Source organism: Devosia sp. A369, from assembly GCF_054489345.1.
The window spans coordinates 13,919-33,657 of sequence record NZ_JBTMWV010000019.1; the positions used below are offsets into that span (position 1 = coordinate 13,919).

Sequence of the window (19,739 nt, forward strand, 5' to 3'; positions counted from 1 at the left end):
TGGGGGTCAGCCCCGGAGTGCCTGCAGGAATGCAAGCGTCTGGTCCGCTCCGGCAGGTTCCCCCTGCCCCTTAAGACAGACGCGCGCGGCACGCTCTGCCTCCGAATTCGAGAAGCCCAATCCCTTGAGCCAGGTCTCGAATTCCCGCTCAGTCAGCCGGTCCCCGGCCTTGAGCTTGTCCGTCAACTGGTGAGCAGCTTTGAACGCCTTGACGCTCGTGATCGTCGCGTTTTCATTCGCGCCGATGCTGACCACCGAAACGTCCTTCAGGTCCAGCCGCTCCAACGTCCAAACGCCGGATTCGGTATCGACCGAATATTCCTTGATGCGATAGCCGATCGAGAGGCCGTCGATGTCGCCATTCTTGAGCAGCGCATAGGCTTCACGAGCGCGCTGCACATCCATGTTCAGGCGGCCCTTGGTCAGCAGGCCCTTGCTGTCCTCGGCAGCTTCCAGCCACTTGCCAATCGGCTCGTCGCGTTTGTGCTGCCAGAACATTTTCGGCATCGTCCCAGCCGCCTTGTGGTCGGCAAGGCTCTCAGCAAACGCGCCGGGCGCGATGACGTCGCCATAGCTGTCGGGCTCGCCCCCAAACGTGGAGGCGTACCCCTCGAACTCGCCATTTTCCTTGAGCGCCTTGATCTCCAAGACCGGCGCGGAGTGCGGCATGGTGATGCCCGCGTCCTTAAACAGCATCGGAAGGCTCCTGGCTGGGTGACGATTGGTTAGTGATGAGGGGAATCGGATCGCTCCAACCCTCAACGGGCGACAAATTCTCAAGTGCGCGGACTTCGTTGCGCAGCATCCAGCCCGGTTTCTGGGTGTCGCCGAGCGCGGCGGTGTAGAAGGCGGAGCGACCGGCGCTATCGCCGCGCAGTAGGCCCTCAAGGTTGAATTCGATGGTGACACCACGCGCCACGTCGTCTGGCGTCAGCAGCTGCTTCATCAGCGCCTGCTCAATGCGCTTCAGGCGGCGACGGAGCGTGAATTTGACGAAGCCGAGCGTCTGCTGCTCAATGCCGGTGCCCCAGCTGGTAGATTTCTCGGTGTGACCGACCATATGGGGCGGGACGCCGAACAAGCGGCAGATTTCCTCGACGGAGAACGCCCGAGATTCCAGCATCTGGGCATCTTCGGGGTTGAGCGAGAGGGTCTTAACCTCCTGCCCGCCCTCGGCAATAAAGGGTCGGCCGGCATTCATCGCACCGAGGAACTTCTCTTCCAGCGCCTTTTCGACACCCTCGCGCTGCGGCCCGGTCAGGAATTCCTTGAACGCAATGACAATGCTCGGGAGCATCCCATTCTTGAACGTCTTGGTTGCCGCCGCGTTGATGCCGGTCGCCAGGTCGAAGGTCTGGCGGCCATATTCCAGCGTGGAGAGGCCACCGAGCGGATTGCCCCCGAAACCGCGAATATGCAGCACCGTCTCGTCGGTTTCGTCCCAAGACTTGCCGTCAATCGTCCACCGATAGCCGATGCGGCCACCGGCAAGCTGTCGCACGGCCATGACGTCGGGGTAAATCGGCACCAAACCGACGATCTTGCCCTGGCTTTTGATCTTGCGGGCATAGCCGTTGCCCCGCAATTCGAGGCTGGCACAGACAAACTCCCAGAAATCGAGCGCCGTTTGCTGGCTGTTCGGGCTGTCGTGGAGCACCCGATAGAGCGGATGGTCCTTCGCCGCCTCACGCGAACCGTCTTTTGCCGTGCGATAGACCATCACCGGCAACGACGCCTGAGTGCCCACAAGCAGATTTACGCAAGCCCATGCCGTCGACAGGCCGAGCACCGCGCTTTCCGTCATCGACGCGCCGGTAATCGTGTCGGCATCGCGGTTACGCCAATGCGCAGGATCGCGGATCGACAGCGGCGTTCCCTTGATCAGGGTGAGCAGCGCAGCCTTAAATCGGTTCATCCGGCAGTCCCCGTAAGGCTCTTGAGATAGTCGTTAAACCCGACACCTTGAGCGGCAGGATTACGGGCCATCAGCGTCACCGCGTTGAACATCGCCATCGCTGGGTCGATCTTCGCGTCACCGGCGGTTTGCTTCGTGGCTCGGATGCCTGTTGCCGTCGGCTCAATCTTCAGGTTCGGCACGCACCAGTTCATCAGCGGACCGCCGGCATGCTTGAGCAGGCCAGAGGCCAGCCGACGCTCCGCGCCCTTGATGCTGCTCATCATCCAGCCGCCCTGCGGCGCTGCGACGAGCAAACCCGATTCCTGCGTGACCTCGATTTCATCGAGCGCATCTTCCATTTCGCCCAGGCCGGAGGCGTCAACCGCCACCCCGCCCAGCAGACCCATGCTCTTGATCCGGCTGATATGCTCGATGATCGTGGCAACGTCGCCGAGAGGATCATCGAGGATGGTCAGCTCGCCCTTTGCCTGGATGCGCTGCAGCGTGGTGACAATCTTCGGTCGCCGCGCCAGCACGCCCTTGTGGCACCAGGCATGAGGCCATGAGAGCCAGCGCTTCATCTTCCGCACGACCGGCACGCCGTCGATTTCGATGCGTACCTCGATCTCTCCCGGCTCGCGGCCAAGGATGTTCAGACCGAAAAGGTCATCCAGGCCGCCGCCGTCGATCCCGACCACGACAACCTCGCTGCGCTCCAGCAGCCGATCCAGCGCCTCGTAGTGCGACAGCCCGACAAGCTCGGCGTCTTCCGCTTCGGTCCAGTGATCAGCACCAGCCCAGCGGTTTGACCGCAGGTTCATGCCGATCTCGACATTGAGGTGCTTGGCCAGGAACGTCGCAAGCGTCGTCTTGTCGCCCGACAGCTCCTTGATCATCTCCTCTTCCAGCCATTCCTGGCTGACCGACCGGCCCAAATTCGGGTTGGTCACATAGAAGTTGGCCGGGTCCTCATAGGCTTTCGCCTCGACCATCTTGTCGGGGAACTCGTAGAGCACCGGCAGAAACTTGCGATTGACGATCACGCCGTCCCGCACCTGGCGGGCATAGTCCAGTTTCGCCTTGAACACGCCGGCCGGCGGCTGATCGCTCTGCGTCGAGAGGGAGATAATGAATCCTTCCGGCCGAGAGATCACCCCGCCAGTCGCCTCGCGCAACATAGCGTCAGCCCCTGCCCGCTTGCCGAAAACCCAAAGCTCGTCGATCAGGATGCGTCCCGACTTCTTGCCGGAGACCGTGTCAGTGTCGGCCGCGACCACCTTGAGGGCAGCCCTGTTGCTCAGGTGGGTAATGGTTCGAATGTGATCCTGCACATGCAGGAACCCGCCCTGCTCTTGGCTGGCATCAAGCTCTGGGTCCGCCCGAACCATAGCGGCTGCCGGCTTGTAGCTGTTCTGTGCCACTTCGATCGTTGGTGCCAAGATCAGAAGCTCTTCTTCGTGGCGCCAATTGATAATCAGCGCCGTGAGCATGATGCCCGCCGCGATGGTGGACTTGGCATTCTTCTTACTGATCAGCAGGAAGAATTCTGTGACGAGCTGGCTGCCAGTTTCAGCGTCATAGGAGCCGAAGATGGAAGCGACGAAAACAAAGACCCACTCGTCGCAAACTTCACCAAACGTCTGGTGCCGGAGTTCGCCGGTCTGGGAATCCAGAACCTGCGGCAGGTCGACTACCTTGAGTGCCTTGAATATCCCGAGGGCGTACTCAGCCTCAGCGGGGAACAGCGGCTTGAACGGGATAAGCGACCGCTGCGCAACAATCCTCTGCTCCCAGTCCCTACATGCCGTTGACCACTCGAGCGTCACTTGCCGACCACTTTCAATTGAGGCGGACCGGAACGCGGCGCAAACTTGCTGCCCGGCGCTGTTGATGCATCCGCGCTCGCGAGCCGAGCCGCCTTCTTGCCCTTCGGCGCTTCCGTGGCCGTCTCGCCCATGGTCTTGAGCGCCAGCGCGATCGTCTGCAGCGTCTTGGCCCGAACCGGCAAGCTCACCGCCTGCTTCAGCGCCACCAACCTCTCAGGGTCGGTTTCATTCAGATGGATGATGACTTCCATCTCGCCCTTGTGGAGCGTTTCCGCGCCGAGCTCATCGAGCAGGCGCTCGGCAATATTCCGGCCCCGGGTGATGACCTCTTCGACCTTCGGCGGCTCGGCTTGGGACAGGCTCACCACCGGCAAGTTCGCACCCTGCGTTTGGTGCGAACTTGGCTGCTGGTTCGCGCGCGCCCAGCCCTTGGCTTTCGCGCGCTTCCGAATTGCCGTGTCCGAAATCTGATACCAGGTCGCAATCTCCCGGATACTGCGCTTCCCAGCCCGAAATTCGACTTCGATAGCCGGCCAGTCGATGGCGCTTTTCTTGTCTTTCATGGGTGTGTTCGCGCCTTGGTTCGCACCCCTGATTTCCACCAGAGGAAAAAATCTCTACGTGAGCCCCCACGTGGTCCGAGGCCCCCGGCCGCCGTGGAGATTTAGACCCCCACCCCTGTTGCCCATCCGCCACGTGTCTATAATGTCACGCGGGCCGCTGGCCTGGCTCTAGCGCCCGAACTGCCAGCCTCCAGCGGGGTTGCGCTTCTCCTCGCGCTGGCCCTCGCTGTCGTGCCAGGCCTTGCTCACTGCCTCCAGGTTGCCGATGTCCCAGAACAGTTGCTCATCGCCCTTGTGCGCCACCCTATGGTGGACGACGGGGCTGTTGGGCGCATTGGCCTTGCCGGTGAGGATGACGCCAGTCTTCTGGCAGACGAACAGGTCGCGGGTCAGGACCGCAATGCGCAGCTCCTGCCAGCGTTTGGATTTGTACCAGCTGCGGATCGTGGCATCGGGGGCGCCCTTGGTGTCCCGGGTCTGGGACATGGACTTGAGCTTGGGGCGGATCGGTGTCAGTCGCGTCTTCAGTACGCGGAGCGGAGCGCGACGGCCTGACATGTGTTCTGTTCCTTGCGTTCAAGGATGGTAAGCTTCAGCTCATCTATCCAAATGCGGGGGGGGGCAATTTTGACGATCAGCGCAGCGCTAAGCAAAGGGCAAAACAGCTATGTTCCGGGAACAAAACTTGATGGCGTTGGACGGTGCCCACACTGCTCTATCGCATCGCCCAATCTGAATCGGGTTTGGTCAGACAACTGGCCGGGGCAGGGAGAAGGCTGGGCCGCCTACCGATGCAACTCCTGCGCTAGCATCGTCTCCGTGCTTTTCACATGGAAAGGATCCCAGACCATGACGGCTGCAGAAATATGGCCAAGCGCCAAGGAGGCGCACGAAGACATTCCCGAGCCTGCGCGAACATTCCTTCAGCAGGCTTTTGAAACACTGCACGCGCCTGATGCGGCGGCAGTTATGGCTGGTAGCGCGGTCGACGGAATGCTCAAGGCTAAGGGCCTTATCAAGGGATCGCTGTATGACCGTATCGACAAGGCACTTGGCGAAAACATCCTGACAAAGGGCATGGCTGACTGGGCGCATTCGGTCCGGCTCGGTTCGAACCGACCTCGCCATGCCGATGCGGACAACCCTCTCATCACGCCAAATGAGGCAAAACAGTCGGTCGAGTTCGCGGAGGCGCTAGGTTCGTTCCTCTTTGTGCTTACCGCAAAAATAGACAGGGGTATCGAGGCGGCCGAGAAGGCGAGCGGGTAGGTCTGATTCCAACAAAAAACCCGCCGGGCTTTCGCTTGGCGGGTCGCTTCAGACGTTAGTCTGAAAATGGAATAATGCCTTTATGGCGCTGTTCGGAATTCCCGTCAAGCGGCTATGGGCAGTCGCTTCGGCTTACTCAACAGCCCGAAGTGATGGGCCAGGGCATTGAGGGCTAGGCGAGCATCGCCGACCATATGCCAGTGCTGCTCATCGCGGCAGACGAGATAGTCGAGCGCCGCATAGAGATTGGCCCCGGTGTGGATCTCCTGCTCTGCCCGAATGGCAGCAATAGCGGCGTCGTACTTCGCCTTGGCGCTCTGGCACCAGCCCGCATATTCTTCGGAGTCCTGGCTGCCACCAGACGATCCGCCCGACTGCTTCAGCGCATCCGGCGCACCGATGGCCCGCTTGTATTTGTCGTAGACCTCAAGGAAGGCCAGGGCGGCATCGTACTGGGCATTGCTGATCAGCGATTTCTTGTCGGTCAGGTTGAGCCGCCCGATGAACGTCCCGGCCTTCTGGTCACGCGCATCGGCTTCCGAGAGCCCGAACATCTTCATGCGCAGCAGGATGGCCTCCATGTTGGCCGGCACGGCGCCTGCCCTCGTAGCCCTGCCCGAGGCCGTCCGCTTCACGCCAATCTTCCGTGGTCTGCCCTTAGCCATTCTATGCCTCTTGGTGGTTGGTGGATTCGTTGGTCGATGGCGCGGTCACTGGCCGTCCCGCATCCGCACGCGCATTTCGCCGTCGTGATAATTGAACCGCACGGCGCCGACGCTTTCCGGCTCTGCCTCAGCCACAATCCCAAGCGCCTTCATCGCCTCGACGGCCGGCTTGAACATCTGGCTGTAGAAATCCCAATCGCCCTGAGTCAGGAGGTTGGCGCCGCACGTCGGGCAGGGCTTGCCGACCATTTCCGCCGTGATGGCGGCAACGTTTTCGCTATGGTCGCAGCCCGCTGCATCACATTTGAGGAATTCCATGGTCAATCAATCCTAGGCTGGAGGTCGGGGGATTGGAGGCCGGGCGAGCGCGCCCTCGCCTGCTCGATTTCTTCAATGCGCAGCGTGGCATTGCCGGTCTTGCTGCTGAGAACTACTGGCTTGCCGCGCAACTTTTCCACGGCCTTGACGTCCGGGTGATTGGGAGGAAGGACCACAAGGCCCTCGGCAGTCGGCGGCACTGGATCGGACCGCAACGACACATTCAGCGCCGCAGCCCATGCCCCCGACCTGATCCACTTGCCGAGGCCGGTGCGGAACTCCAGCTGGCTTTCCGGGGTGGCGTTCCGAACTTCGCAATCCTCGACGTGCCACTGGGCAAACCGTTTGGCGGCGATGAGCAGGCGGGTTTTCTCGGCATCGCTCAGGTCATCGAACGCCGCCAGGGCGTCCTTCCGGTTGGTGAGCTTGCGACGGGGAAACACTTCCCAAATCTCATCAAACGAAACGCACTCGCTCGCCCGTTCCCGTTCATTCTTCCGGTATTCTTCCGGTTCCTTTAGAGGGGCGTCAGCAGTGGCACCCACGAGGGTGTCAGGTGTGTCACCCTCCCCCGTGTCAGCAGTGACGCCCCTGCCCTTGGGGGAGGGCGTCAATTTGGCGCCCCTAACGAAGCCAGCAATCCGGTACTCGTTTGCCTGCTGCCGCCCGTTGCTGTCGGCCTTTTCAACGATCTCGATCAGGCCAGTTTCGGCCAGCCATTTAAGCCAGCGCTGCACGCTCCGACGCGACATGCTGCTCTCTTCAGCCAACCGATTGACGGATGGGCAGCAGAGGCCGGTTTCCTGATTGTGGGCGTTCGCTAGGCACACCAAGAGCATCTTGGCGGCAACCTCTGGCACATGGGTATCGAGGACGAACGCGACGGCCTGAATGCTCATGGTGCATCCGCCTCCGCCTGAAACTGCCGGAACGACTGAATGCCGAGCGTGACGGTCTTGTGGTCCACGATGAATTTGCGGGCGATATCAGCCACGCTGTAGCCACCGTCGAGCATCACCGTCCAAAGCATGTGCCGAGCCGCTACAGCGGCGCAGTAGGTGCTGTTGAGTATCTGGTCAGGGGTAACAGCCCGATCCTCGCAGACGAGTTTCATGGCGAACACGAAGTCTACCGCCTGGCGTGGCTTGCCATAGAACACGCTGCTGCCATTGCGCGGCAGGTTGGCGCCAGAGCGCGCGCCGCGAACGAACAGGGTGCCCGGCTTCTCGCGCACGGATTCCGGGCTTGGTGCGCCCCATAGGCGAGCCCGAGCTGCCGCGGCGTTATCATGCTGGCGGCGAAGCTCAGGGGAACCGCTGCCAGCGCCAATGACGTGCATGGTCATGCCGCTACCCTCCGGTCTTGTTCTTCTGCCCAGGCAACAAGGTCGTCTGCGGTCTTTTTGGAGTAGCCGCGCTCGCGCCGACGACGCTTGCGCTCCATGTGCATAGCGGCGCTGCCTGGGCAGGGTTGAATGGGGAATTGGGCGTTCTCTGCACGCCTCTGGTCGAGCTCGGCAAATGCCCAGTCTTTGGCGGTGATCATGCCGAACCTCCGAATAGTTCAGACTGCCGGGCATCCTTGCGGTCGAGCATACGCAGGACGGTTTCGCCCTGGTGCTGCTTGTCCCAGACGAACCAGGCGTTGAGCATTGGCGGGGCGCCCTGCCCGGTGAAGTCGATCTTCCAGCGCATCAGGTAGACGCGGGCCGGCGGGTGGGCGGCATAGAACGGCGCAAGGCCACCGGCACCCGGCCAGCCCCAGTTCATCAGCAGCGCCATATAATCCATGTCGAGATTGTCGAGCGCGTGCTTGAGCCAGCGGGCCTTGCCATTGCCCCAGCCGCATTCGCCGAACGGCGGGTTCTGGACAGTCGCCTTGGCAGGCGCCACGTCAAAATCGTAGAAGTCCTTGATCTCGGCGCCGCAGCCGCGGTCGATTAGATCCGACGCAATGACCTTGATCCCAACGGCCTCCATCTCACGGACCAGCGCACCGTCGCCGGCACTAGCGTCCCAGACGGTGTCGAAGTCGCGCAGGCGGTCGATCTCCGCGTGCAGCAACGCGCGAATGGGCTCCGGCGGCGTCGGGTAAAAGTCGTCGGCCTCACGCTCCAGGCCCTCATCGGACTTGGCGAAGGTGCCATCCAGCATCTGGATTACGACGGGCTTCGGCTTGTTGCCGGTGGCGCGGAATAGGCCGCGTGCAGACGCAGCAGTCATACCCGCCCCGCGATCATATCGAGCGATGCCTGTATTTCGGCCTGGCGACGGCGTTCCGCCACCGCATGACGCGCCTTGCTCGATAGCTGGGGATCACGCCCAGAGGCGGCCCGGTGCATCAGCTCGCGGCGCTTCTTGTCGCTGCGCACGGGCTTCACCAGCTTCTCCAGCTTGGTTTTGATGGCGACATAGTTCGTGGTGAAGGAGCGGGGATTGCCCATCGTCAGAACTCCAGTTCAATCGCCGGCGGCGGAGGCTTCGGGCGCCCCTGCCCTTTCGGCTTGTTTCCGAGGTGGAACTGTCCGCAGTGCGGGCAGCGATAGATGTCGAGACGATCTGAGGGCCCTCGTCCTGCTCGGGCCGCTCCCCAGGTGCCGTATGCTTTCTTGCCGCTGCACTGAGTGATTTGGCCGAAGAGGCTTGCTTTCATTCAAGGGCCCTCCCCCTCAAGCTCTGGGGCTATCAGCAGCGCCAACCAGCGCGCGGAGCGCAGCAAGGATCGGGCTACCGCCACGCGGCCTCTCGTCCACCAAGAGGGCGTCGGCTCGACTGATGAGGGCGTCGATATTTGCGAGTTCTTCGCGGCCATAGCGGACACCTGTCATTTCTTCGATTTCGCGCAGCTCGCGCGGTTTGATGCTGACGCGCGGGTCGGCGTACCAAATGTCTTTGGTGCGGGACTGCGACCAGCGCAGGGTCACGGAAGCGGCGCGGATGCGCTCGCCGATATGACTGGAGATGGAAGCCGGAGCGATTGCCGTCTTGAGCATCTCAGATGCGAAGGCAACTTCAGACATTTCGGAGTTCTCCGAAGGCTTTTCGGACATTTCCTAATCCTTTGGGTTCACAACTGATCTCACGATCAGTTGGCCCCGAGGAAAGGATCTGGCGATGAGACGGAGCAGCAGCGATGAATTGTATTGGCAGCTGATGCTCGCAGGCATGAAGCCAAAAGCCGGTGGTACGGCCAAGGCTTCGAATAGGGTGGCGAGTGCCCCGGTGAGCGGGGAGGAGGATCGCAAGCGGCGACACTCGCCTACGGCGCGGGGAGGATTTCGCGCCGAACTGTGCTGGGTAAACCCGGCCTTCAGAAAGACGGCGGAGCGAGATGACGACGCCGCCTTTCTCAAGGTCGTGCGCTGATGCGGCAATGATCAGGGAGGGCGTCATGCGTCCTCCTCGACCGGGATGCCGTCAAGGATGTGCCGAAATAGAGCTACGTCCTGCTCTTGGGTCTTGGTGATGAGGGGGCGGAAAAAGTCCGGGGTGCAGACGAGGTTCGGGTCCAGTTCTTCGAGCACCGGAAACGGATCGCCGGCCTCATCGATCCAGAGCTCATGGACCGTGTAAACCTCGTTCACCATCGGCCACATGTGCTTGGGCACGATGGTGTTGGGGTCATTGCTCTCAATGCAAACGCACTTCACCCCAGGCTTGGCCCAAGCGCTCATGACATCCCTCCAACAATTGCCAGAACAGCAGCAGTCACTAACACGAGGCAGATCGATGCCAGCAGCGCGCGGATCGCAGGTACAGGGTTATGGGCTGTGCGGGTTCTCATGCCAGCTCCATGCCCAGGCCGAACTCAGCGAAGATCGGGCCTTTACGCTGGGGATAGAGCTTCACCATCCGCTGGGCGATCACGCGCTTCTGGTCATCGTTGAGGATGCGGCCGGCGAGGTTCCAGCGGATGCAGTCGCCCATCGGATCATCACCGCCATATTGGATGACTGGATATTCAATGCCGAGCGCGCGGGCTTTCATGTATCGAGCCCAGCCGTCGAGGATGACTTTGCCCATCTTGACGATAGGTTCAGCCTTGGCGCCGACCAGGTCGTCTTCGATGACGGCGATGTCCTGGCCGAGCGTGCCAAAGGCCATGGAATATTCGTGGCGCTCTACGCCTTCAGGTGGGTGATCTTCCCAGACGACAATGCCGGGTTCGGCGTACAGCGCGGCCGGCGCGGCAGAGCCCGAAGGCTCCGCCGGCTTATCCGTTGCAACTTTGGGGACATCGGCAGAACCGCTGGCGGCCTGAATGGTTGCCGTTTCCGGCTGATTTGTTGCGACCTGACCTTGGGAGCTTGGGGGCGAGGTCAGGTCGCTGCCAGCCTGAGGGGCAGGCTGGGGTTCGGATTTCTTGAGGTTGGCCACGTCGACAATGGCCAGGGCCGGGTTGGCCTTGAGGGCAGCGATGCGCTTGTTGACGCTGGCACTGTCATCCTCGTCGGCGGGAAATTCATCAATGTTTTCTTCGCGCGTGGCGCGTGTCGCGCGAGCAGCGGTGATTTCGTCAAAGATTACGTCGACCAGAGCGACCTGATCCTCGACAGCTTCGGAGCCTTCCTTGGCCACGGCGCGGCGGCGCTTCATCGCTGCCTTGAAAGCTGCGATCTCATCCTTGACCATATCCTTGTCGCGGCCTTCGCCTGCCAGCTGCTCGCGGTAGTCGGCAAAGGTCTCGCGCTTGGACTGCTGCAGGATCTCGATATCCGCATCGTAGGCGTCGATGGCATCGGCCAGGGTCTTGCGGGTGAAGCTCATGGTCTATGCCCTCCCTACAACTGCAATGGATCGGCCATGGCCGGGCATCAGTTGGAGAGCGCCGCGAGAAACGAGGTCATGCACGATGCGATGAACACCGCTCTTGCTGGCCAGGCCAACGCCCTCGGCAATCTCGTGATAGGCAGGCGCAAAGCCCCGCTCGCTTTGGAATTCGTCCACGAAGGTCAGGACACTCGACTGCATCGGCGTCAGGCCAACGCGGGGAACCTGGCGCCCCTGCCCCACTTCCATCAGGACGCGGGCAATAAGCTCCCTGTCATCCGAGATGTCGCGGAACTGGTCGCAGAGGATGTCTGCACGCTCGTAGATTTCTTCGGGGATATCGGAGGGGCGGGTCATGCTGCCACCTTGGATTTTGGCCGCTCGATCCCCTTCGGCCACGGCTTACCCGCCGGCCAATTATCGGAGAACCACAGCATGGAGCGCTCAAAGACACGGACGGTCGGGCTGAGTGTGCCGGCCGCGAAGTCATCCAGGCGGTTGCCTTGACTGAGCGCCAAAGTGGAGACGCGCTTCCGGCCACGTTCGGTCAGCCGGCCATAGGCGTCTGCGACGGTGATGAGTTGCGTTTTGAGGTCCATGCGCCAATTGTATGCGGCACAACTGCCGCATGGTCAAGCGCTAAATGCGGCACTCTTGCCGCTAGGCGCTTTTTCAATCAGCGGCAACAATGCCGCACATGACCACGGCATATGAGCGCATCCGCGCACGCATCGATGAGCTGCACCCCGGCACAAGCGACCGAGCGGCGTCCCTTGCTGCCTCAGGCGGTCGCAACGCGGACTTGCTCCGTACGATTAAGCAGGGCCGCTCGGCATTTCCTCGAGGCGAGAACCTGCAGGGCCTGGCTGACTATCTCCGCTGGCCCGTGGACGCACTGACGGGTGACGCTGCGGACGCCCCGCGGGAATTTGAGCGCGTCCCGATTGAAGATGAATGGCGTGAGACATCGGACGCCGATGGTGCAGGCTACCACCGCGACAACTACGAGCCAGCCATTCCAGGCGCGATCCCTGAACTGGACGCCAAGGCCGGCGCTGGCGAAGGTGCAGTCGGTGAAGTCATGGTCATCCCAATCGGCAATGGCACCATTTCCGCACACAAGATCTTGGATGAATGGCGCATACCTCCAGCCTATCTGCGTGAGGCCGTCTCAAACCCCGATAACGCGATCGTTCTTGGCGTCCAGGGTGACAGCATGCTCCCGAACTATACGCCAGGCGACAAGGTCATCATCGACCTGGGCGAGCACGAGCTGCGCGCGGATGGGGTCTATTTGATCAGCGACGGATTCAGCGAGCCTCAGATCAAGCGCCTGCAGCGCATCCTTTTCACCGTTCCACCGCGCTGCAAGATCATCAGCGATAACCCAAGCTACGACGCCCAAGAGGTCGATATCGACGGGCTGCGCATCATGGGTAAGGTTGCAGCGCACGTTGGACGAAGATGAACCCGCACCGCCTCAATCAATGCCCGTTTGCCAAGATACTGCGGGAAGCAGCCGACGACCTTGAGCAGATGACGACCGAGGATATCAAGGCTCTGCTGCTCGAAGCTGCCGAGATGTCCCAGCGATCCCATGAGCTGCTGATCTTCACCAAGGAAACACTCGAGAACGGCCCACCAGCGGGCAACGCATGACCGGCGCCCGCCAACCCCAAGACGCCCGAGAACTTGCGGCCCGCGCGCTATGTGAGTTCGAGGGCGTCCCCGAAGACATCCTGTTTGACGGCAAGCCCATGTGGATGAGCTACATTGAAGATGTGGACGCCATGCTGGGGGCGATTGAGTGGGAGCCGGGCGCCGTCAAAACGCAGCCGGCTCGCAAGCCAAAACCCGCTAGAGAACTAGCCGCCCGAGCGATGTGCCGGCTGGACGGACACCCCGAAGATACCGAGGTCGAGGGGCGGTCAACGTGGGAGATGTACCTTCCGCAGGCAGATACAGTGCTCGAAGCTATTGGGTGGAAACCGGAGGCCGATGAATGACCCCTGCCCGCTTACGAGAATGCCTCACCATCCTGCATTGGCCGACGTTCGCCTTTGCGGAGATCCTTGGCCTGGAACAGAAGCAGGTTATGGACTGGTTCACCGGGTCCGAGCCGACACCGGAGCCAGTGGCAGATTGGCTGGAAGCGATGGTGGCCAAATTGGCCGAGCGTCCGGCGCTGGAAACCGATCCTGTCGATAGGTGATTGCGATGACCCCTGCCCGCTTCAACGAATGCCTTGAGCACCTCCATTGGGACACTGAGGTGCTGGCTCATATCCTCGGCTGCGATGAAAGCCTGACCGAAGCTTATTCGCTCGGCTTCGAGAAAGTCCCGTCCAAGCTCGCAGCGTGGCTAGACACCCTCGCTATAGTCCACGCGACGGCTGAGGGCGGCAGGCCAACGGGGCTCAAGGGCAAACGCTATACGGGGCTGATGCAATGATTGGGGCTATAGGGTGGAAAGAGCTACAGGTGGCAGACGAATGATCCCTATCCGCCGCAGAGGTTGCCTCTCGCCCTGCGTTAACCGCAACGCTGTTGTGATCAGAGCGAGGAACCAAACCGCCCTTCATCCCTTGTTAATCTGTAGTTCGTAGGCTACATATGACCACGCCAGACGAAGAAATTGAAGTTTACAGAACTGACGTTTTTAACGCTTGGCTGGGAGGACTGCGCGACCACAAAGCGGTTGCGAAGATTACGACACGGATTGACCGGCTACAGCTTGGAAATCCCGGAGACGCTGAGCCAGTTGGCGAAGGCGTGTCCGAGATGCGGATACACTATGGCCCAGGCTATCGAGTGTATTTCATGCAGCAGGGCAGCGTGGTGGTGATCCTGCTTTGCGGCGGTGCAAAGTCCTCTCAAAAAGGCGACATCAAGCTCGCCAAGGCATTAGCCTCTGAGATAAAGGATGCGTCACATGGTTAAGCTGCACAAATACGACAGTGCTGAATATCTTACGAGCGACGAGGCTGTCCTCGCCTACCTCCAGGAAGCCATCGACAGCGACGATCCCAAGATGGTTTCTCATGCACTCGGCGTCGTCGCCCGCGCGCGCGGTATGAGCCAGATCGCGCGCGATGCCGGCGTGTCTCGCGAAAGCCTCTATCGCACCCTCAGCGACGAGGGGAACCCGGAGTTCGGCACAGTCATGAAGATCGTTCGAGCCCTGGGAATGAAGCTGTCTGTTGCTCCAGCCAGCAATGACAACTGCCACGCCATGGCCTGATATGGCCGTCCCCCGCGGGGTGGGAGCCATATTGAAAGCCTGTAGCCCGCCCCAACCGGCGGGCTTTTTGTTGTGCGACCAAACGCCAACTGGCCCCCCTTCACCTGATGAGGCATCTAGGCCTTATGTGGCGCAGCCTCCCTCCGCGCCATGTAGGGGCTTGAGCGGCTCCCAAGAGCCTGCTCGCCCCGCCCTAACCGGCGGGCTTTTTGTTGCCCACCTTTGGCCACAGAATCACGGGAATGTGAACGCATTGCGAAGAACTGAATTGTTCTGAGGCTGGTTTTGGGGGCTCAGAAAGCAAGTGTATTGTACGATTTTGAACCTGATGCCGGCGCCACAGAAGCGCTGGTTGGCCTACCGGTCGCCGAAGTCGAGCGCGACCTGATCTTGGCTACTCTAAGGCAGACTGCGGGAAACCGCACCCACGCTGCCAACGTTCTGGGCATCTCCATCAGGACGATGCGCAACAAGCTACGGGAATATTCCGACGCCGGGATTGAAATTCCAGTCCCCGTTACACCCTGACAAATTAGCCCCGCCATCGAGTGGGGCTTTTTGTTGCCACTATCTCAGCGCTGATAGGTTTCAGGCCCCAGCGCCGGGGAGTGGCGTCTGCCCAAGCAGATTGCCCTCCCGCCGACCGCCATCATCGCTCTTGCCAGCCAAGCTGGATCGTCAGACATTAAACTGCTGCGAGGGGCCCATTTCTTCCTAACGCCCACGTCTGGACGAGCTCTTCGCAGCACCTTGACCCCTGAACCAGCCCCGCCATCGAGCGGGGTTTTCTTTGGTGGGGAACCGAAGTGGCGGGCCTGCGTTCCTCAGAGGTCCTTATTCATGTCTAACCGTCCTGCCCCGCCAGCGCTCCGGCGGGGCTTTTTTTGTGGTCAGTTCACCGCCGCGCCCAGCGCCTCATAGACCTGCAGCGTCCTGACGAGATCAGGGATCACCCTCGGGTCCAGCGGCTTGCACATATAGACCTGATCCGGGTCATCGTCCTCATGGCCATCCCCCAGCCTGCCCATGACAGGGATCACCTTGAAGTCCTCGTCCAGATTATGGCCCCTACCCGCCTCGAACCTGTAGTGCGGGTATTCAGCGTGCATTGCCCGCAGCAATAGCTTCCATTCACCCCTACCCGTACCGATGAAGCGGCCGGGGAATATCACCACGAACTGCGTTACCTCGCGCATCTCATTTGTTCCCTTTTTGTTCCAGATCGTATTAACGACTCAGAACGCGGCGGGTGTCGAGTCGGTTTTTCACATCGCATTTTAGCCAACTGCCGCACACGGCAATAGTGCCGCACTTTATGCTTGACGCGGCACAAGTGCCGCATTACGGTCCACCCATCAGATCAGCGAGGCGATTGCCTCTATGGAGATGGAAAATGACCCGCAGGACTTGGAACCGGACCACTCAAACCTACACCGTTTCGAACGGCACGACGGTTGTTCGCGGCATTCCAGTCAAGTCGCAGGCCGACTGCGTCGCCATGGAACTGCGCAACGGGCTCCAGCCCAGCTTCGGCGTCGCCTCCTAACCCCCCTCCTCCTCATGGGCGGCGGGTTTGGCCAATAACCGGCGCGCCGATTTCTTCAATGCCTGAGATTTCCGAACGGCTTTTAGCGGCGTTTCACCAGGTCGCGCACGATGCCGCAGCCTTGGCTAAATCCATCCAGCACGACGAGACCGGCGACCTGATCGCTGGCCAGTTCGTCGGCAATGGCAACGGCGGGAACATCTCCCGCGAAAGCCTGAGGGCGCTTGGGCAACTGCAATTTTCACTCAATGAGCTGCCCGCTGGCGGCGAGGAAGGCTGATCATGGCACGCAGTTATGGGCTGGTGAGAACTCCAGCTGGCGCAGACCCGGCCACCTATCGCCCTGGCATCAAGAAAGAACGGCGCACGCGCGCAGAGGCGCAGCAGGCTCGTTTCGACAGCTTGTCGCCCGAAGAGCAAGCGCGGGAACGCCAGGACCGCGTCATCTACGACCAGCATATGGTTCTGTGGCGCAAGGAATTTGACGAGCTTGGGCCGGCTCGCGCCAACGAGCTGCTGCGGCAGCGCCGGGCTCAGTCCCGCGCCCTCGACAAGCTGGCCGACCGTGAAGCCCGTACCGCCGTCGAAGGCGATACCGATCTGAACCACGATAATGTGGAGGCAGCGGAATGAGCGACACCCTATTTGCCATGGAAGAGGTCAAGGCCCGGCCATGGGTCGACTGGTTCAACCTCTATGCCATCCAGAAGGCAGGTATGCCCGAAGGCTGGCGCTGGTTCTCAAGCGAACTGCTGAACTATCAGGCGCCCCGCAGCGCCCAGAGCTACCTGCTGTGCGGCGCTGTCGTGCCGAACATCACCAAGGGCAAGCATGCCGGGCATCCGGCATGGAAGGGCCGCGATAAGACCAAGGATCGCTCCTTTTCCGTCTCCTGCCCCGCCCTGGAAGAATTCAAGGCCGAGTGGGAGCGAGCCGAGGGCAAGTGCCACGAATGCTTCGGCACCGGCGAGGCATGGGCGGGCTGGGCGAAGGACGCCGGCACCGTCTACCGCACATGCAAGCGATGTGGCGGCACCGGCGGCCCGCGTAGTGCGCAGGCCCTGCCATGACCACCGCCATCAACACCACCCTCTTCCTCACCTGGTCTGCGCTGATGATAGCTGCTGCTTACTGGGCTCGGTGGGATGCGCCAATCTGGGGAGAGTTCTGATGGGACACCCGGCAACCGGACCTATTAGCCCGGCCCAAATGCGGGCTTTGGCTGACGCACCCTACGGCAAGGCCGGTGAAGTGTTGCGGCAGCATGACCCCGCCTGGGGTCTGGCAACCCCCGACAAGCCGCTTATCAAGTGGAGCGTCGTGCTGACGGGGATGATGGAGGTTTCTGCCTTTGTCGAGGTGGAGGCGCCAGACGAAGCCACGGCGAAGCGCATCGCCATGGGCATGAGGATGCACCAGCTTGATTGGGATGAACAGGGCTCGCCCGACGACATAGCAGTCGCGAGTGTGGACCCAGCATGACCAGCACCCACCGCATCCTCCCTCACCCCTTCAAGCCCCTCAAGTCCTTCCTCTCCTATGCGGTTGGAGAGGAGAAAATCGAGATTAAGCCTGAGTGGGCTCGCGTTGTTGCGCCGCATTCTGACCGGGTCGTTAAACCGAGAAAGGCAGCGTGATGGCTAGCGTGTGTTTACCAGCCACCTTGCAGGTATTGCTTGGATGCCCATACGTCATCTCGAGTGACGCCGGACGCACTGAGAGCCGACTTGTCGTCGTCACTCAGCCACACCTGGTGACGCCGGTAATACCCACCGTCCGTAAGCAAAAGCGTCGGATCCTTCAGAACAAGCCACGCTGCATGAGCTATCCCGAGAAGCCGTTTCACATCGTCTGCTGTAGCAGTTGGCATGGTGGCGACTTCGATGGCGTCGCTGATCTGCTGACTTGCGCCACCCAGCCAGGCGCCAAATTCCGATCCGACATTGTACGCTTGCACCAACTCGCGTTCGATATGCTCGAGCTGATCTATAGCCCGGGTGAGGTTCCGTTGCTGCCGATCCAGATAACCAGCGTTTCTGTTCATCTGCAGCAACTCGTTTTCTACTCGATAGAAGCGCTCCCGGACACGCATTATGGTTGTCAAAGACCGCTCATAGCGCTCTTCCGATCGCTGGCTATCGGCGGAGCGTCGATCAGCTACACCATTCATGAACACGAATGCTCCCGCCAAGAAGGCCAGAACACCTGCACCCAGGGCTTGATACCTGTACACCCACTCCAGCATGACTACTCTGCCGAGCCAGGCGAAAAATGCATCTCCAAGATCGACTTCGCCGTTGGTACGAATGCGCCACTCAACAGTGTAGAAAACCAGCCATACGACGAACGCCAGCGCGACGTAGCCTGCGACATTTCTCCAAGTCCATCCCATAGGCGCCCCCGTACCCATCTCAGGGGAACCCGTCGGCACTCCTTCGTCAAGAGCGCAGCATGAGAAAGCTCACCGGCCAAGAGCGCCAGCTATTGCGCATGATTTCTCTGGCCGGCGGCAGCGTCTGCCCTGGCGTCGATACCAGCATTCCGAAGGCGGCCCACAAGGCTCTGAGGAAGATGGTCACGCGTGGCGATTTGGCGGTTGAAGAAACCGACGATGGCCCAAGGTTCACCCTCACTCATCAAGGACAAGCGGAGGCTGATCGGTGACTTTCATCCTCAAAACATACGCCGTCACCGTCGAGGGCTTCCCCGCATACAACTATGAGGCCGCCACGCCCGGGCAGGCTCGTTCGTCAGCATGGCAAAGCTATCGGAGCTACCGCGACATTTCGTTTCGCGAATTCCTGCGCATCAGCAGCCTCAAGCGCGTCGAGAGCATCGACGGGTTCGGGCGTCCGATTACGGTTGGCGGGAAACCCGCGCATTGGGTCAGCTTCAACGGCCAGTATGTGCGGTTCGTCAGGCCGAATGAATCCGTCATCCTGCTGTCGCACCCGAATGATGTGGCGGAGGTCGCCTAATGCGCACAGCCAAGCTCAAGGAATGGGTTGGCCGCACGCCTGAGGCAATGCCCGGTCAAACAGTGCTACTGCGCCTCTATGCCAAGCAGGAGGGCGTCTGTGCCTGTCCCGACGAATGCGGGATCGTCATGAGCTTCGAGCGTGACGAAATCGACTGTGACCACCGCGTCCCGCTGATCGATGGCGGGGAGAACGTCGAGGCCAATCTGCAGCTGATCCTGAGGAAACACCACCGCGCCAAGACGGCTGGGGAGGCCACCGCCCGCAGTGAGGAGCGCCGGCATAAAGCCAAAGCGTTCACCGCCCTGCGCCAGCCCACTATGCGCGGTGCGGGCTTTCACCCACGCGAGCCGCAGCGCAGCGCTACCCGAAAAGTCGACAAATGGAGCCTGTTGTCATGATTGAACCGCTTCGCGCACGAGACCAGCGCCTGCCACCGCGCGGCCTGAACCGCGAGCAATCGGCCGCATATATCGGCATCAGCCCGGCAACCTTTGATACACTGGTCGCCAACGGCTCGATGCCGCAGCCCCGCATGCTCGAATCGCGGCGGGTCTGGGATCTCATCGAGATCGATACGGCCTTTGATATGCTGCCCCATGCCGGGCCTTCCAATACAGCAAGCAATAAGGCACCTTCTGCAGTCAACGATTGGAACTAGCAGTGGG

At 61.0% G+C, this 19,739-nt stretch carries 36 protein-coding genes and 1 pseudogene; 18 read left to right on the forward strand and 19 right to left on the reverse strand.

Features of this window, described 5'->3' with window-relative positions; genetic code table 11:
• Positions 1–6: 6 nt before the first annotated feature.
• The 5 genes from ACX3OZ_RS17185 to ACX3OZ_RS17205 form a co-directional block, all read right to left on the reverse strand.
• Positions 7–696 carry an HK97 family phage prohead protease gene (locus tag ACX3OZ_RS17185; protein WP_459105034.1) on the reverse strand — a complete coding sequence of 230 codons (690 nt, stop codon included), beginning with the start codon at positions 694–696 and terminating at the stop codon, positions 7–9.
• A complete protein-coding gene (locus tag ACX3OZ_RS17190) occupies positions 686–1,915 on the reverse strand; it encodes a phage portal protein (protein ID WP_459105035.1) in 1,230 nt (409 codons plus the stop codon). Before ACX3OZ_RS17190 ends, ACX3OZ_RS17185 begins: the two co-directional genes overlap by 11 nt.
• Positions 1,912–3,723, reverse strand: coding sequence for a terminase large subunit (locus ACX3OZ_RS17195; protein ID WP_459105036.1), 1,812 nt, complete (start codon positions 3,721–3,723; stop codon positions 1,912–1,914). The genes ACX3OZ_RS17190 and ACX3OZ_RS17195 overlap by 4 nt, the downstream gene beginning before the upstream one ends.
• Positions 3,720–4,286: a hypothetical protein gene (locus tag ACX3OZ_RS17200; RefSeq protein WP_459105037.1), complete on the reverse strand. Its 567-nt coding sequence runs from the start codon at positions 4,284–4,286 to the stop codon at positions 3,720–3,722. The genes ACX3OZ_RS17195 and ACX3OZ_RS17200 overlap by 4 nt, the downstream gene beginning before the upstream one ends.
• A gap of 168 nt (positions 4,287–4,454) precedes the next feature.
• Positions 4,455–4,844 (reverse strand): HNH endonuclease, encoded by a 390-nt coding sequence (locus ACX3OZ_RS17205; RefSeq protein ID WP_459105038.1) that lies wholly within the window; start codon positions 4,842–4,844, stop codon positions 4,455–4,457.
• 291 nt (positions 4,845–5,135) lie between these two features.
• Between ACX3OZ_RS17205 and ACX3OZ_RS17210 the strand changes: the two genes are divergently transcribed.
• Positions 5,136–5,555 (forward strand): DUF4145 domain-containing protein, encoded by a 420-nt coding sequence (locus ACX3OZ_RS17210; RefSeq protein ID WP_459105039.1) that lies wholly within the window; start codon positions 5,136–5,138, stop codon positions 5,553–5,555.
• 104 nt (positions 5,556–5,659) lie between these two features.
• On the opposite strand, the gene ACX3OZ_RS17215 is transcribed toward ACX3OZ_RS17210, so the two are convergent.
• The 12 genes from ACX3OZ_RS17215 to ACX3OZ_RS17270 form a co-directional block, all read right to left on the reverse strand.
• Positions 5,660–6,190: a hypothetical protein gene (locus ACX3OZ_RS17215; protein ID WP_459105040.1), complete on the reverse strand. Its 531-nt coding sequence runs from the start codon at positions 6,188–6,190 to the stop codon at positions 5,660–5,662.
• A gap of 75 nt (positions 6,191–6,265) precedes the next feature.
• Positions 6,266–6,538: a hypothetical protein gene (locus tag ACX3OZ_RS17220; protein ID WP_459105041.1), complete on the reverse strand. Its 273-nt coding sequence runs from the start codon at positions 6,536–6,538 to the stop codon at positions 6,266–6,268.
• Between the two features lie 2 nt (positions 6,539–6,540).
• Positions 6,541–7,437, reverse strand: a complete 897-nt coding sequence (locus ACX3OZ_RS17225; RefSeq protein WP_459105042.1) for a helix-turn-helix domain-containing protein — start codon at positions 7,435–7,437, stop codon at positions 6,541–6,543.
• Positions 7,434–7,883, reverse strand: coding sequence for a hypothetical protein (locus tag ACX3OZ_RS17230; RefSeq protein ID WP_459105043.1), 450 nt, complete (start codon positions 7,881–7,883; stop codon positions 7,434–7,436). Before ACX3OZ_RS17230 ends, ACX3OZ_RS17225 begins: the two co-directional genes overlap by 4 nt.
• On the reverse strand, positions 7,880–8,083 hold the full coding sequence (locus tag ACX3OZ_RS17235; RefSeq protein WP_459105044.1) for a hypothetical protein: 204 nt from the start codon (positions 8,081–8,083) through the stop codon (positions 7,880–7,882). The genes ACX3OZ_RS17230 and ACX3OZ_RS17235 overlap by 4 nt, the downstream gene beginning before the upstream one ends.
• Positions 8,080–8,760: a hypothetical protein gene (locus tag ACX3OZ_RS17240; RefSeq protein ID WP_459105045.1), complete on the reverse strand. Its 681-nt coding sequence runs from the start codon at positions 8,758–8,760 to the stop codon at positions 8,080–8,082. Before ACX3OZ_RS17240 ends, ACX3OZ_RS17235 begins: the two co-directional genes overlap by 4 nt.
• Positions 8,757–8,981 carry a hypothetical protein gene (locus ACX3OZ_RS17245; RefSeq protein ID WP_459105046.1) on the reverse strand — a complete coding sequence of 75 codons (225 nt, stop codon included), beginning with the start codon at positions 8,979–8,981 and terminating at the stop codon, positions 8,757–8,759. The genes ACX3OZ_RS17240 and ACX3OZ_RS17245 overlap by 4 nt, the downstream gene beginning before the upstream one ends.
• A gap of 225 nt (positions 8,982–9,206) precedes the next feature.
• A complete protein-coding gene (locus tag ACX3OZ_RS17250; RefSeq protein ID WP_459105047.1) occupies positions 9,207–9,587 on the reverse strand; it encodes a hypothetical protein in 381 nt (126 codons plus the stop codon).
• 339 nt (positions 9,588–9,926) lie between these two features.
• Entirely contained in the window at positions 9,927–10,211 is a 285-nt protein-coding gene (locus tag ACX3OZ_RS17255; protein WP_459105048.1) for a hypothetical protein, read from the reverse strand.
• A gap of 106 nt (positions 10,212–10,317) precedes the next feature.
• Positions 10,318–11,304: a hypothetical protein gene (locus tag ACX3OZ_RS17260; RefSeq protein WP_459105049.1), complete on the reverse strand. Its 987-nt coding sequence runs from the start codon at positions 11,302–11,304 to the stop codon at positions 10,318–10,320.
• Positions 11,305–11,307: 3 nt separating this feature from the next.
• Complete coding sequence (locus ACX3OZ_RS17265) at positions 11,308–11,664, reverse strand: LexA family protein (protein WP_459105050.1); 357 nt, start codon at positions 11,662–11,664, stop codon at positions 11,308–11,310.
• Entirely contained in the window at positions 11,661–11,906 is a 246-nt protein-coding gene (locus ACX3OZ_RS17270; RefSeq protein WP_459105051.1) for a hypothetical protein, read from the reverse strand. Before ACX3OZ_RS17270 ends, ACX3OZ_RS17265 begins: the two co-directional genes overlap by 4 nt.
• 98 nt (positions 11,907–12,004) lie before the next feature.
• On the opposite strand from ACX3OZ_RS17270, the gene ACX3OZ_RS17275 reads away from it, so the two are divergent.
• The 8 genes and pseudogenes from ACX3OZ_RS17275 to ACX3OZ_RS17310 form a co-directional block, all read left to right on the forward strand.
• Positions 12,005–12,775 carry a S24 family peptidase gene (locus ACX3OZ_RS17275; RefSeq protein WP_459105052.1) on the forward strand — a complete coding sequence of 257 codons (771 nt, stop codon included), beginning with the start codon at positions 12,005–12,007 and terminating at the stop codon, positions 12,773–12,775.
• Positions 12,772–12,966, forward strand: a complete 195-nt coding sequence (locus ACX3OZ_RS17280) for a hypothetical protein (protein WP_459105053.1) — start codon at positions 12,772–12,774, stop codon at positions 12,964–12,966. The genes ACX3OZ_RS17275 and ACX3OZ_RS17280 overlap by 4 nt, the downstream gene beginning before the upstream one ends.
• Positions 12,963–13,313 carry a hypothetical protein gene (locus ACX3OZ_RS17285; RefSeq protein WP_459105054.1) on the forward strand — a complete coding sequence of 117 codons (351 nt, stop codon included), beginning with the start codon at positions 12,963–12,965 and terminating at the stop codon, positions 13,311–13,313. The genes ACX3OZ_RS17280 and ACX3OZ_RS17285 overlap by 4 nt, the downstream gene beginning before the upstream one ends.
• Entirely contained in the window at positions 13,310–13,519 is a 210-nt protein-coding gene (locus ACX3OZ_RS17290; RefSeq protein WP_459105055.1) for a hypothetical protein, read from the forward strand. The genes ACX3OZ_RS17285 and ACX3OZ_RS17290 overlap by 4 nt, the downstream gene beginning before the upstream one ends.
• 5 nt (positions 13,520–13,524) lie before the next feature.
• Positions 13,525–13,758: a hypothetical protein gene (locus ACX3OZ_RS17295; protein WP_459105056.1), complete on the forward strand. Its 234-nt coding sequence runs from the start codon at positions 13,525–13,527 to the stop codon at positions 13,756–13,758.
• A gap of 161 nt (positions 13,759–13,919) precedes the next feature.
• Positions 13,920–14,246, forward strand: coding sequence for a type II toxin-antitoxin system RelE/ParE family toxin (locus ACX3OZ_RS17300; protein ID WP_459105057.1), 327 nt, complete (start codon positions 13,920–13,922; stop codon positions 14,244–14,246).
• Positions 14,239–14,547 (forward strand): addiction module antidote protein, encoded by a 309-nt coding sequence (locus ACX3OZ_RS17305; protein ID WP_459105058.1) that lies wholly within the window; start codon positions 14,239–14,241, stop codon positions 14,545–14,547. The genes ACX3OZ_RS17300 and ACX3OZ_RS17305 overlap by 8 nt, the downstream gene beginning before the upstream one ends.
• Positions 14,548–14,886: 339 nt before the next feature.
• Positions 14,887–15,075 (forward strand): annotated as a pseudogene (locus ACX3OZ_RS17310) (helix-turn-helix domain-containing protein); the annotation flags it as partial.
• A 362-nt stretch (positions 15,076–15,437) separates the two neighbouring features.
• Here the strand turns inward: ACX3OZ_RS17310 and ACX3OZ_RS17315 are convergent.
• Positions 15,438–15,743 (reverse strand): hypothetical protein, encoded by a 306-nt coding sequence (locus tag ACX3OZ_RS17315; protein ID WP_459105059.1) that lies wholly within the window; start codon positions 15,741–15,743, stop codon positions 15,438–15,440.
• A gap of 197 nt (positions 15,744–15,940) precedes the next feature.
• On the opposite strand from ACX3OZ_RS17315, the gene ACX3OZ_RS17320 reads away from it, so the two are divergent.
• From ACX3OZ_RS17320 to ACX3OZ_RS17340, 5 genes are all read left to right on the forward strand, one after another.
• The gene (locus ACX3OZ_RS17320; protein WP_459105060.1) at positions 15,941–16,093 is read left to right on the forward strand and encodes a hypothetical protein; all 153 of its coding nucleotides are present in this window, start codon (positions 15,941–15,943) and stop codon (positions 16,091–16,093) included.
• Between the two features lie 58 nt (positions 16,094–16,151).
• Positions 16,152–16,373: a hypothetical protein gene (locus tag ACX3OZ_RS17325; RefSeq protein WP_459105061.1), complete on the forward strand. Its 222-nt coding sequence runs from the start codon at positions 16,152–16,154 to the stop codon at positions 16,371–16,373.
• Positions 16,374–16,375: 2 nt separating this feature from the next.
• A complete protein-coding gene (locus tag ACX3OZ_RS17330) occupies positions 16,376–16,726 on the forward strand; it encodes a hypothetical protein (RefSeq protein WP_459105062.1) in 351 nt (116 codons plus the stop codon).
• Positions 16,723–17,163: a hypothetical protein gene (locus tag ACX3OZ_RS17335; protein WP_459105063.1), complete on the forward strand. Its 441-nt coding sequence runs from the start codon at positions 16,723–16,725 to the stop codon at positions 17,161–17,163. Before ACX3OZ_RS17330 ends, ACX3OZ_RS17335 begins: the two co-directional genes overlap by 4 nt.
• 100 nt (positions 17,164–17,263) lie before the next feature.
• Entirely contained in the window at positions 17,264–17,575 is a 312-nt protein-coding gene (locus ACX3OZ_RS17340; RefSeq protein WP_459105064.1) for a hypothetical protein, read from the forward strand.
• Positions 17,576–17,744: 169 nt separating this feature from the next.
• On the opposite strand, the gene ACX3OZ_RS17345 is transcribed toward ACX3OZ_RS17340, so the two are convergent.
• On the reverse strand, positions 17,745–18,485 hold the full coding sequence (locus ACX3OZ_RS17345; protein ID WP_459105065.1) for a hypothetical protein: 741 nt from the start codon (positions 18,483–18,485) through the stop codon (positions 17,745–17,747).
• Between the two features lie 59 nt (positions 18,486–18,544).
• On the opposite strand from ACX3OZ_RS17345, the gene ACX3OZ_RS17350 reads away from it, so the two are divergent.
• The 4 genes from ACX3OZ_RS17350 to ACX3OZ_RS17365 are packed head-to-tail and all read left to right on the forward strand — an operon-like array spanning position 18,545 to position 19,732.
• Positions 18,545–18,757 (forward strand): hypothetical protein, encoded by a 213-nt coding sequence (locus ACX3OZ_RS17350; RefSeq protein ID WP_459105066.1) that lies wholly within the window; start codon positions 18,545–18,547, stop codon positions 18,755–18,757.
• Positions 18,754–19,071, forward strand: coding sequence for a hypothetical protein (locus ACX3OZ_RS17355; RefSeq protein ID WP_459105067.1), 318 nt, complete (start codon positions 18,754–18,756; stop codon positions 19,069–19,071). The genes ACX3OZ_RS17350 and ACX3OZ_RS17355 overlap by 4 nt, the downstream gene beginning before the upstream one ends.
• Positions 19,071–19,472 carry an HNH endonuclease signature motif containing protein gene (locus ACX3OZ_RS17360; protein WP_459105068.1) on the forward strand — a complete coding sequence of 134 codons (402 nt, stop codon included), beginning with the start codon at positions 19,071–19,073 and terminating at the stop codon, positions 19,470–19,472. The genes ACX3OZ_RS17355 and ACX3OZ_RS17360 overlap by 1 nt, the downstream gene beginning before the upstream one ends.
• Positions 19,469–19,732 carry a helix-turn-helix transcriptional regulator gene (locus ACX3OZ_RS17365; protein ID WP_459105069.1) on the forward strand — a complete coding sequence of 88 codons (264 nt, stop codon included), beginning with the start codon at positions 19,469–19,471 and terminating at the stop codon, positions 19,730–19,732. Before ACX3OZ_RS17360 ends, ACX3OZ_RS17365 begins: the two co-directional genes overlap by 4 nt.
• Positions 19,733–19,739: the final 7 nt, after the last annotated feature.

Coding starts and splice junctions, on each gene's coding strand:
- ACX3OZ_RS17185 (WP_459105034.1), bottom strand. CDS start 696: ATGCTGTTTAAGGACGCGGGCATCACCATGCCGCACTCCGCGCCGGTC.
- ACX3OZ_RS17190 (WP_459105035.1), bottom strand. CDS start 1,915: ATGAACCGATTTAAGGCTGCGCTGCTCACCCTGATCAAGGGAACGCCG.
- ACX3OZ_RS17200 (WP_459105037.1), bottom strand. CDS start 4,286: ATGAAAGACAAGAAAAGCGCCATCGACTGGCCGGCTATCGAAGTCGAA.
- ACX3OZ_RS17205 (WP_459105038.1), bottom strand. CDS start 4,844: ATGTCAGGCCGTCGCGCTCCGCTCCGCGTACTGAAGACGCGACTGACA.
- ACX3OZ_RS17210 (WP_459105039.1), top strand. CDS start 5,136: ATGACGGCTGCAGAAATATGGCCAAGCGCCAAGGAGGCGCACGAAGAC.
- ACX3OZ_RS17220 (WP_459105041.1), bottom strand. CDS start 6,538: ATGGAATTCCTCAAATGTGATGCAGCGGGCTGCGACCATAGCGAAAAC.
- ACX3OZ_RS17225 (WP_459105042.1), bottom strand. CDS start 7,437: ATGAGCATTCAGGCCGTCGCGTTCGTCCTCGATACCCATGTGCCAGAG.
- ACX3OZ_RS17230 (WP_459105043.1), bottom strand. CDS start 7,883: ATGACCATGCACGTCATTGGCGCTGGCAGCGGTTCCCCTGAGCTTCGC.
- ACX3OZ_RS17235 (WP_459105044.1), bottom strand. CDS start 8,083: ATGATCACCGCCAAAGACTGGGCATTTGCCGAGCTCGACCAGAGGCGT.
- ACX3OZ_RS17240 (WP_459105045.1), bottom strand. CDS start 8,760: ATGACTGCTGCGTCTGCACGCGGCCTATTCCGCGCCACCGGCAACAAG.
- ACX3OZ_RS17245 (WP_459105046.1), bottom strand. CDS start 8,981: ATGGGCAATCCCCGCTCCTTCACCACGAACTATGTCGCCATCAAAACC.
- ACX3OZ_RS17250 (WP_459105047.1), bottom strand. CDS start 9,587: ATGTCCGAAAAGCCTTCGGAGAACTCCGAAATGTCTGAAGTTGCCTTC.
- ACX3OZ_RS17255 (WP_459105048.1), bottom strand. CDS start 10,211: ATGAGCGCTTGGGCCAAGCCTGGGGTGAAGTGCGTTTGCATTGAGAGC.
- ACX3OZ_RS17260 (WP_459105049.1), bottom strand. CDS start 11,304: ATGAGCTTCACCCGCAAGACCCTGGCCGATGCCATCGACGCCTACGAT.
- ACX3OZ_RS17265 (WP_459105050.1), bottom strand. CDS start 11,664: ATGACCCGCCCCTCCGATATCCCCGAAGAAATCTACGAGCGTGCAGAC.
- ACX3OZ_RS17270 (WP_459105051.1), bottom strand. CDS start 11,906: ATGGACCTCAAAACGCAACTCATCACCGTCGCAGACGCCTATGGCCGG.
- ACX3OZ_RS17275 (WP_459105052.1), top strand. CDS start 12,005: ATGACCACGGCATATGAGCGCATCCGCGCACGCATCGATGAGCTGCAC.
- ACX3OZ_RS17280 (WP_459105053.1), top strand. CDS start 12,772: ATGAACCCGCACCGCCTCAATCAATGCCCGTTTGCCAAGATACTGCGG.
- ACX3OZ_RS17285 (WP_459105054.1), top strand. CDS start 12,963: ATGACCGGCGCCCGCCAACCCCAAGACGCCCGAGAACTTGCGGCCCGC.
- ACX3OZ_RS17290 (WP_459105055.1), top strand. CDS start 13,310: ATGACCCCTGCCCGCTTACGAGAATGCCTCACCATCCTGCATTGGCCG.
- ACX3OZ_RS17295 (WP_459105056.1), top strand. CDS start 13,525: ATGACCCCTGCCCGCTTCAACGAATGCCTTGAGCACCTCCATTGGGAC.
- ACX3OZ_RS17300 (WP_459105057.1), top strand. CDS start 13,920: ATGACCACGCCAGACGAAGAAATTGAAGTTTACAGAACTGACGTTTTT.
- ACX3OZ_RS17305 (WP_459105058.1), top strand. CDS start 14,239: ATGGTTAAGCTGCACAAATACGACAGTGCTGAATATCTTACGAGCGAC.
- ACX3OZ_RS17315 (WP_459105059.1), bottom strand. CDS start 15,743: ATGCGCGAGGTAACGCAGTTCGTGGTGATATTCCCCGGCCGCTTCATC.
- ACX3OZ_RS17320 (WP_459105060.1), top strand. CDS start 15,941: ATGACCCGCAGGACTTGGAACCGGACCACTCAAACCTACACCGTTTCG.
- ACX3OZ_RS17325 (WP_459105061.1), top strand. CDS start 16,152: ATGCCTGAGATTTCCGAACGGCTTTTAGCGGCGTTTCACCAGGTCGCG.
- ACX3OZ_RS17330 (WP_459105062.1), top strand. CDS start 16,376: ATGGCACGCAGTTATGGGCTGGTGAGAACTCCAGCTGGCGCAGACCCG.
- ACX3OZ_RS17335 (WP_459105063.1), top strand. CDS start 16,723: ATGAGCGACACCCTATTTGCCATGGAAGAGGTCAAGGCCCGGCCATGG.
- ACX3OZ_RS17340 (WP_459105064.1), top strand. CDS start 17,264: ATGGGACACCCGGCAACCGGACCTATTAGCCCGGCCCAAATGCGGGCT.
- ACX3OZ_RS17345 (WP_459105065.1), bottom strand. CDS start 18,485: ATGGGATGGACTTGGAGAAATGTCGCAGGCTACGTCGCGCTGGCGTTC.
- ACX3OZ_RS17350 (WP_459105066.1), top strand. CDS start 18,545: ATGAGAAAGCTCACCGGCCAAGAGCGCCAGCTATTGCGCATGATTTCT.
- ACX3OZ_RS17360 (WP_459105068.1), top strand. CDS start 19,071: ATGCGCACAGCCAAGCTCAAGGAATGGGTTGGCCGCACGCCTGAGGCA.
- ACX3OZ_RS17365 (WP_459105069.1), top strand. CDS start 19,469: ATGATTGAACCGCTTCGCGCACGAGACCAGCGCCTGCCACCGCGCGGC.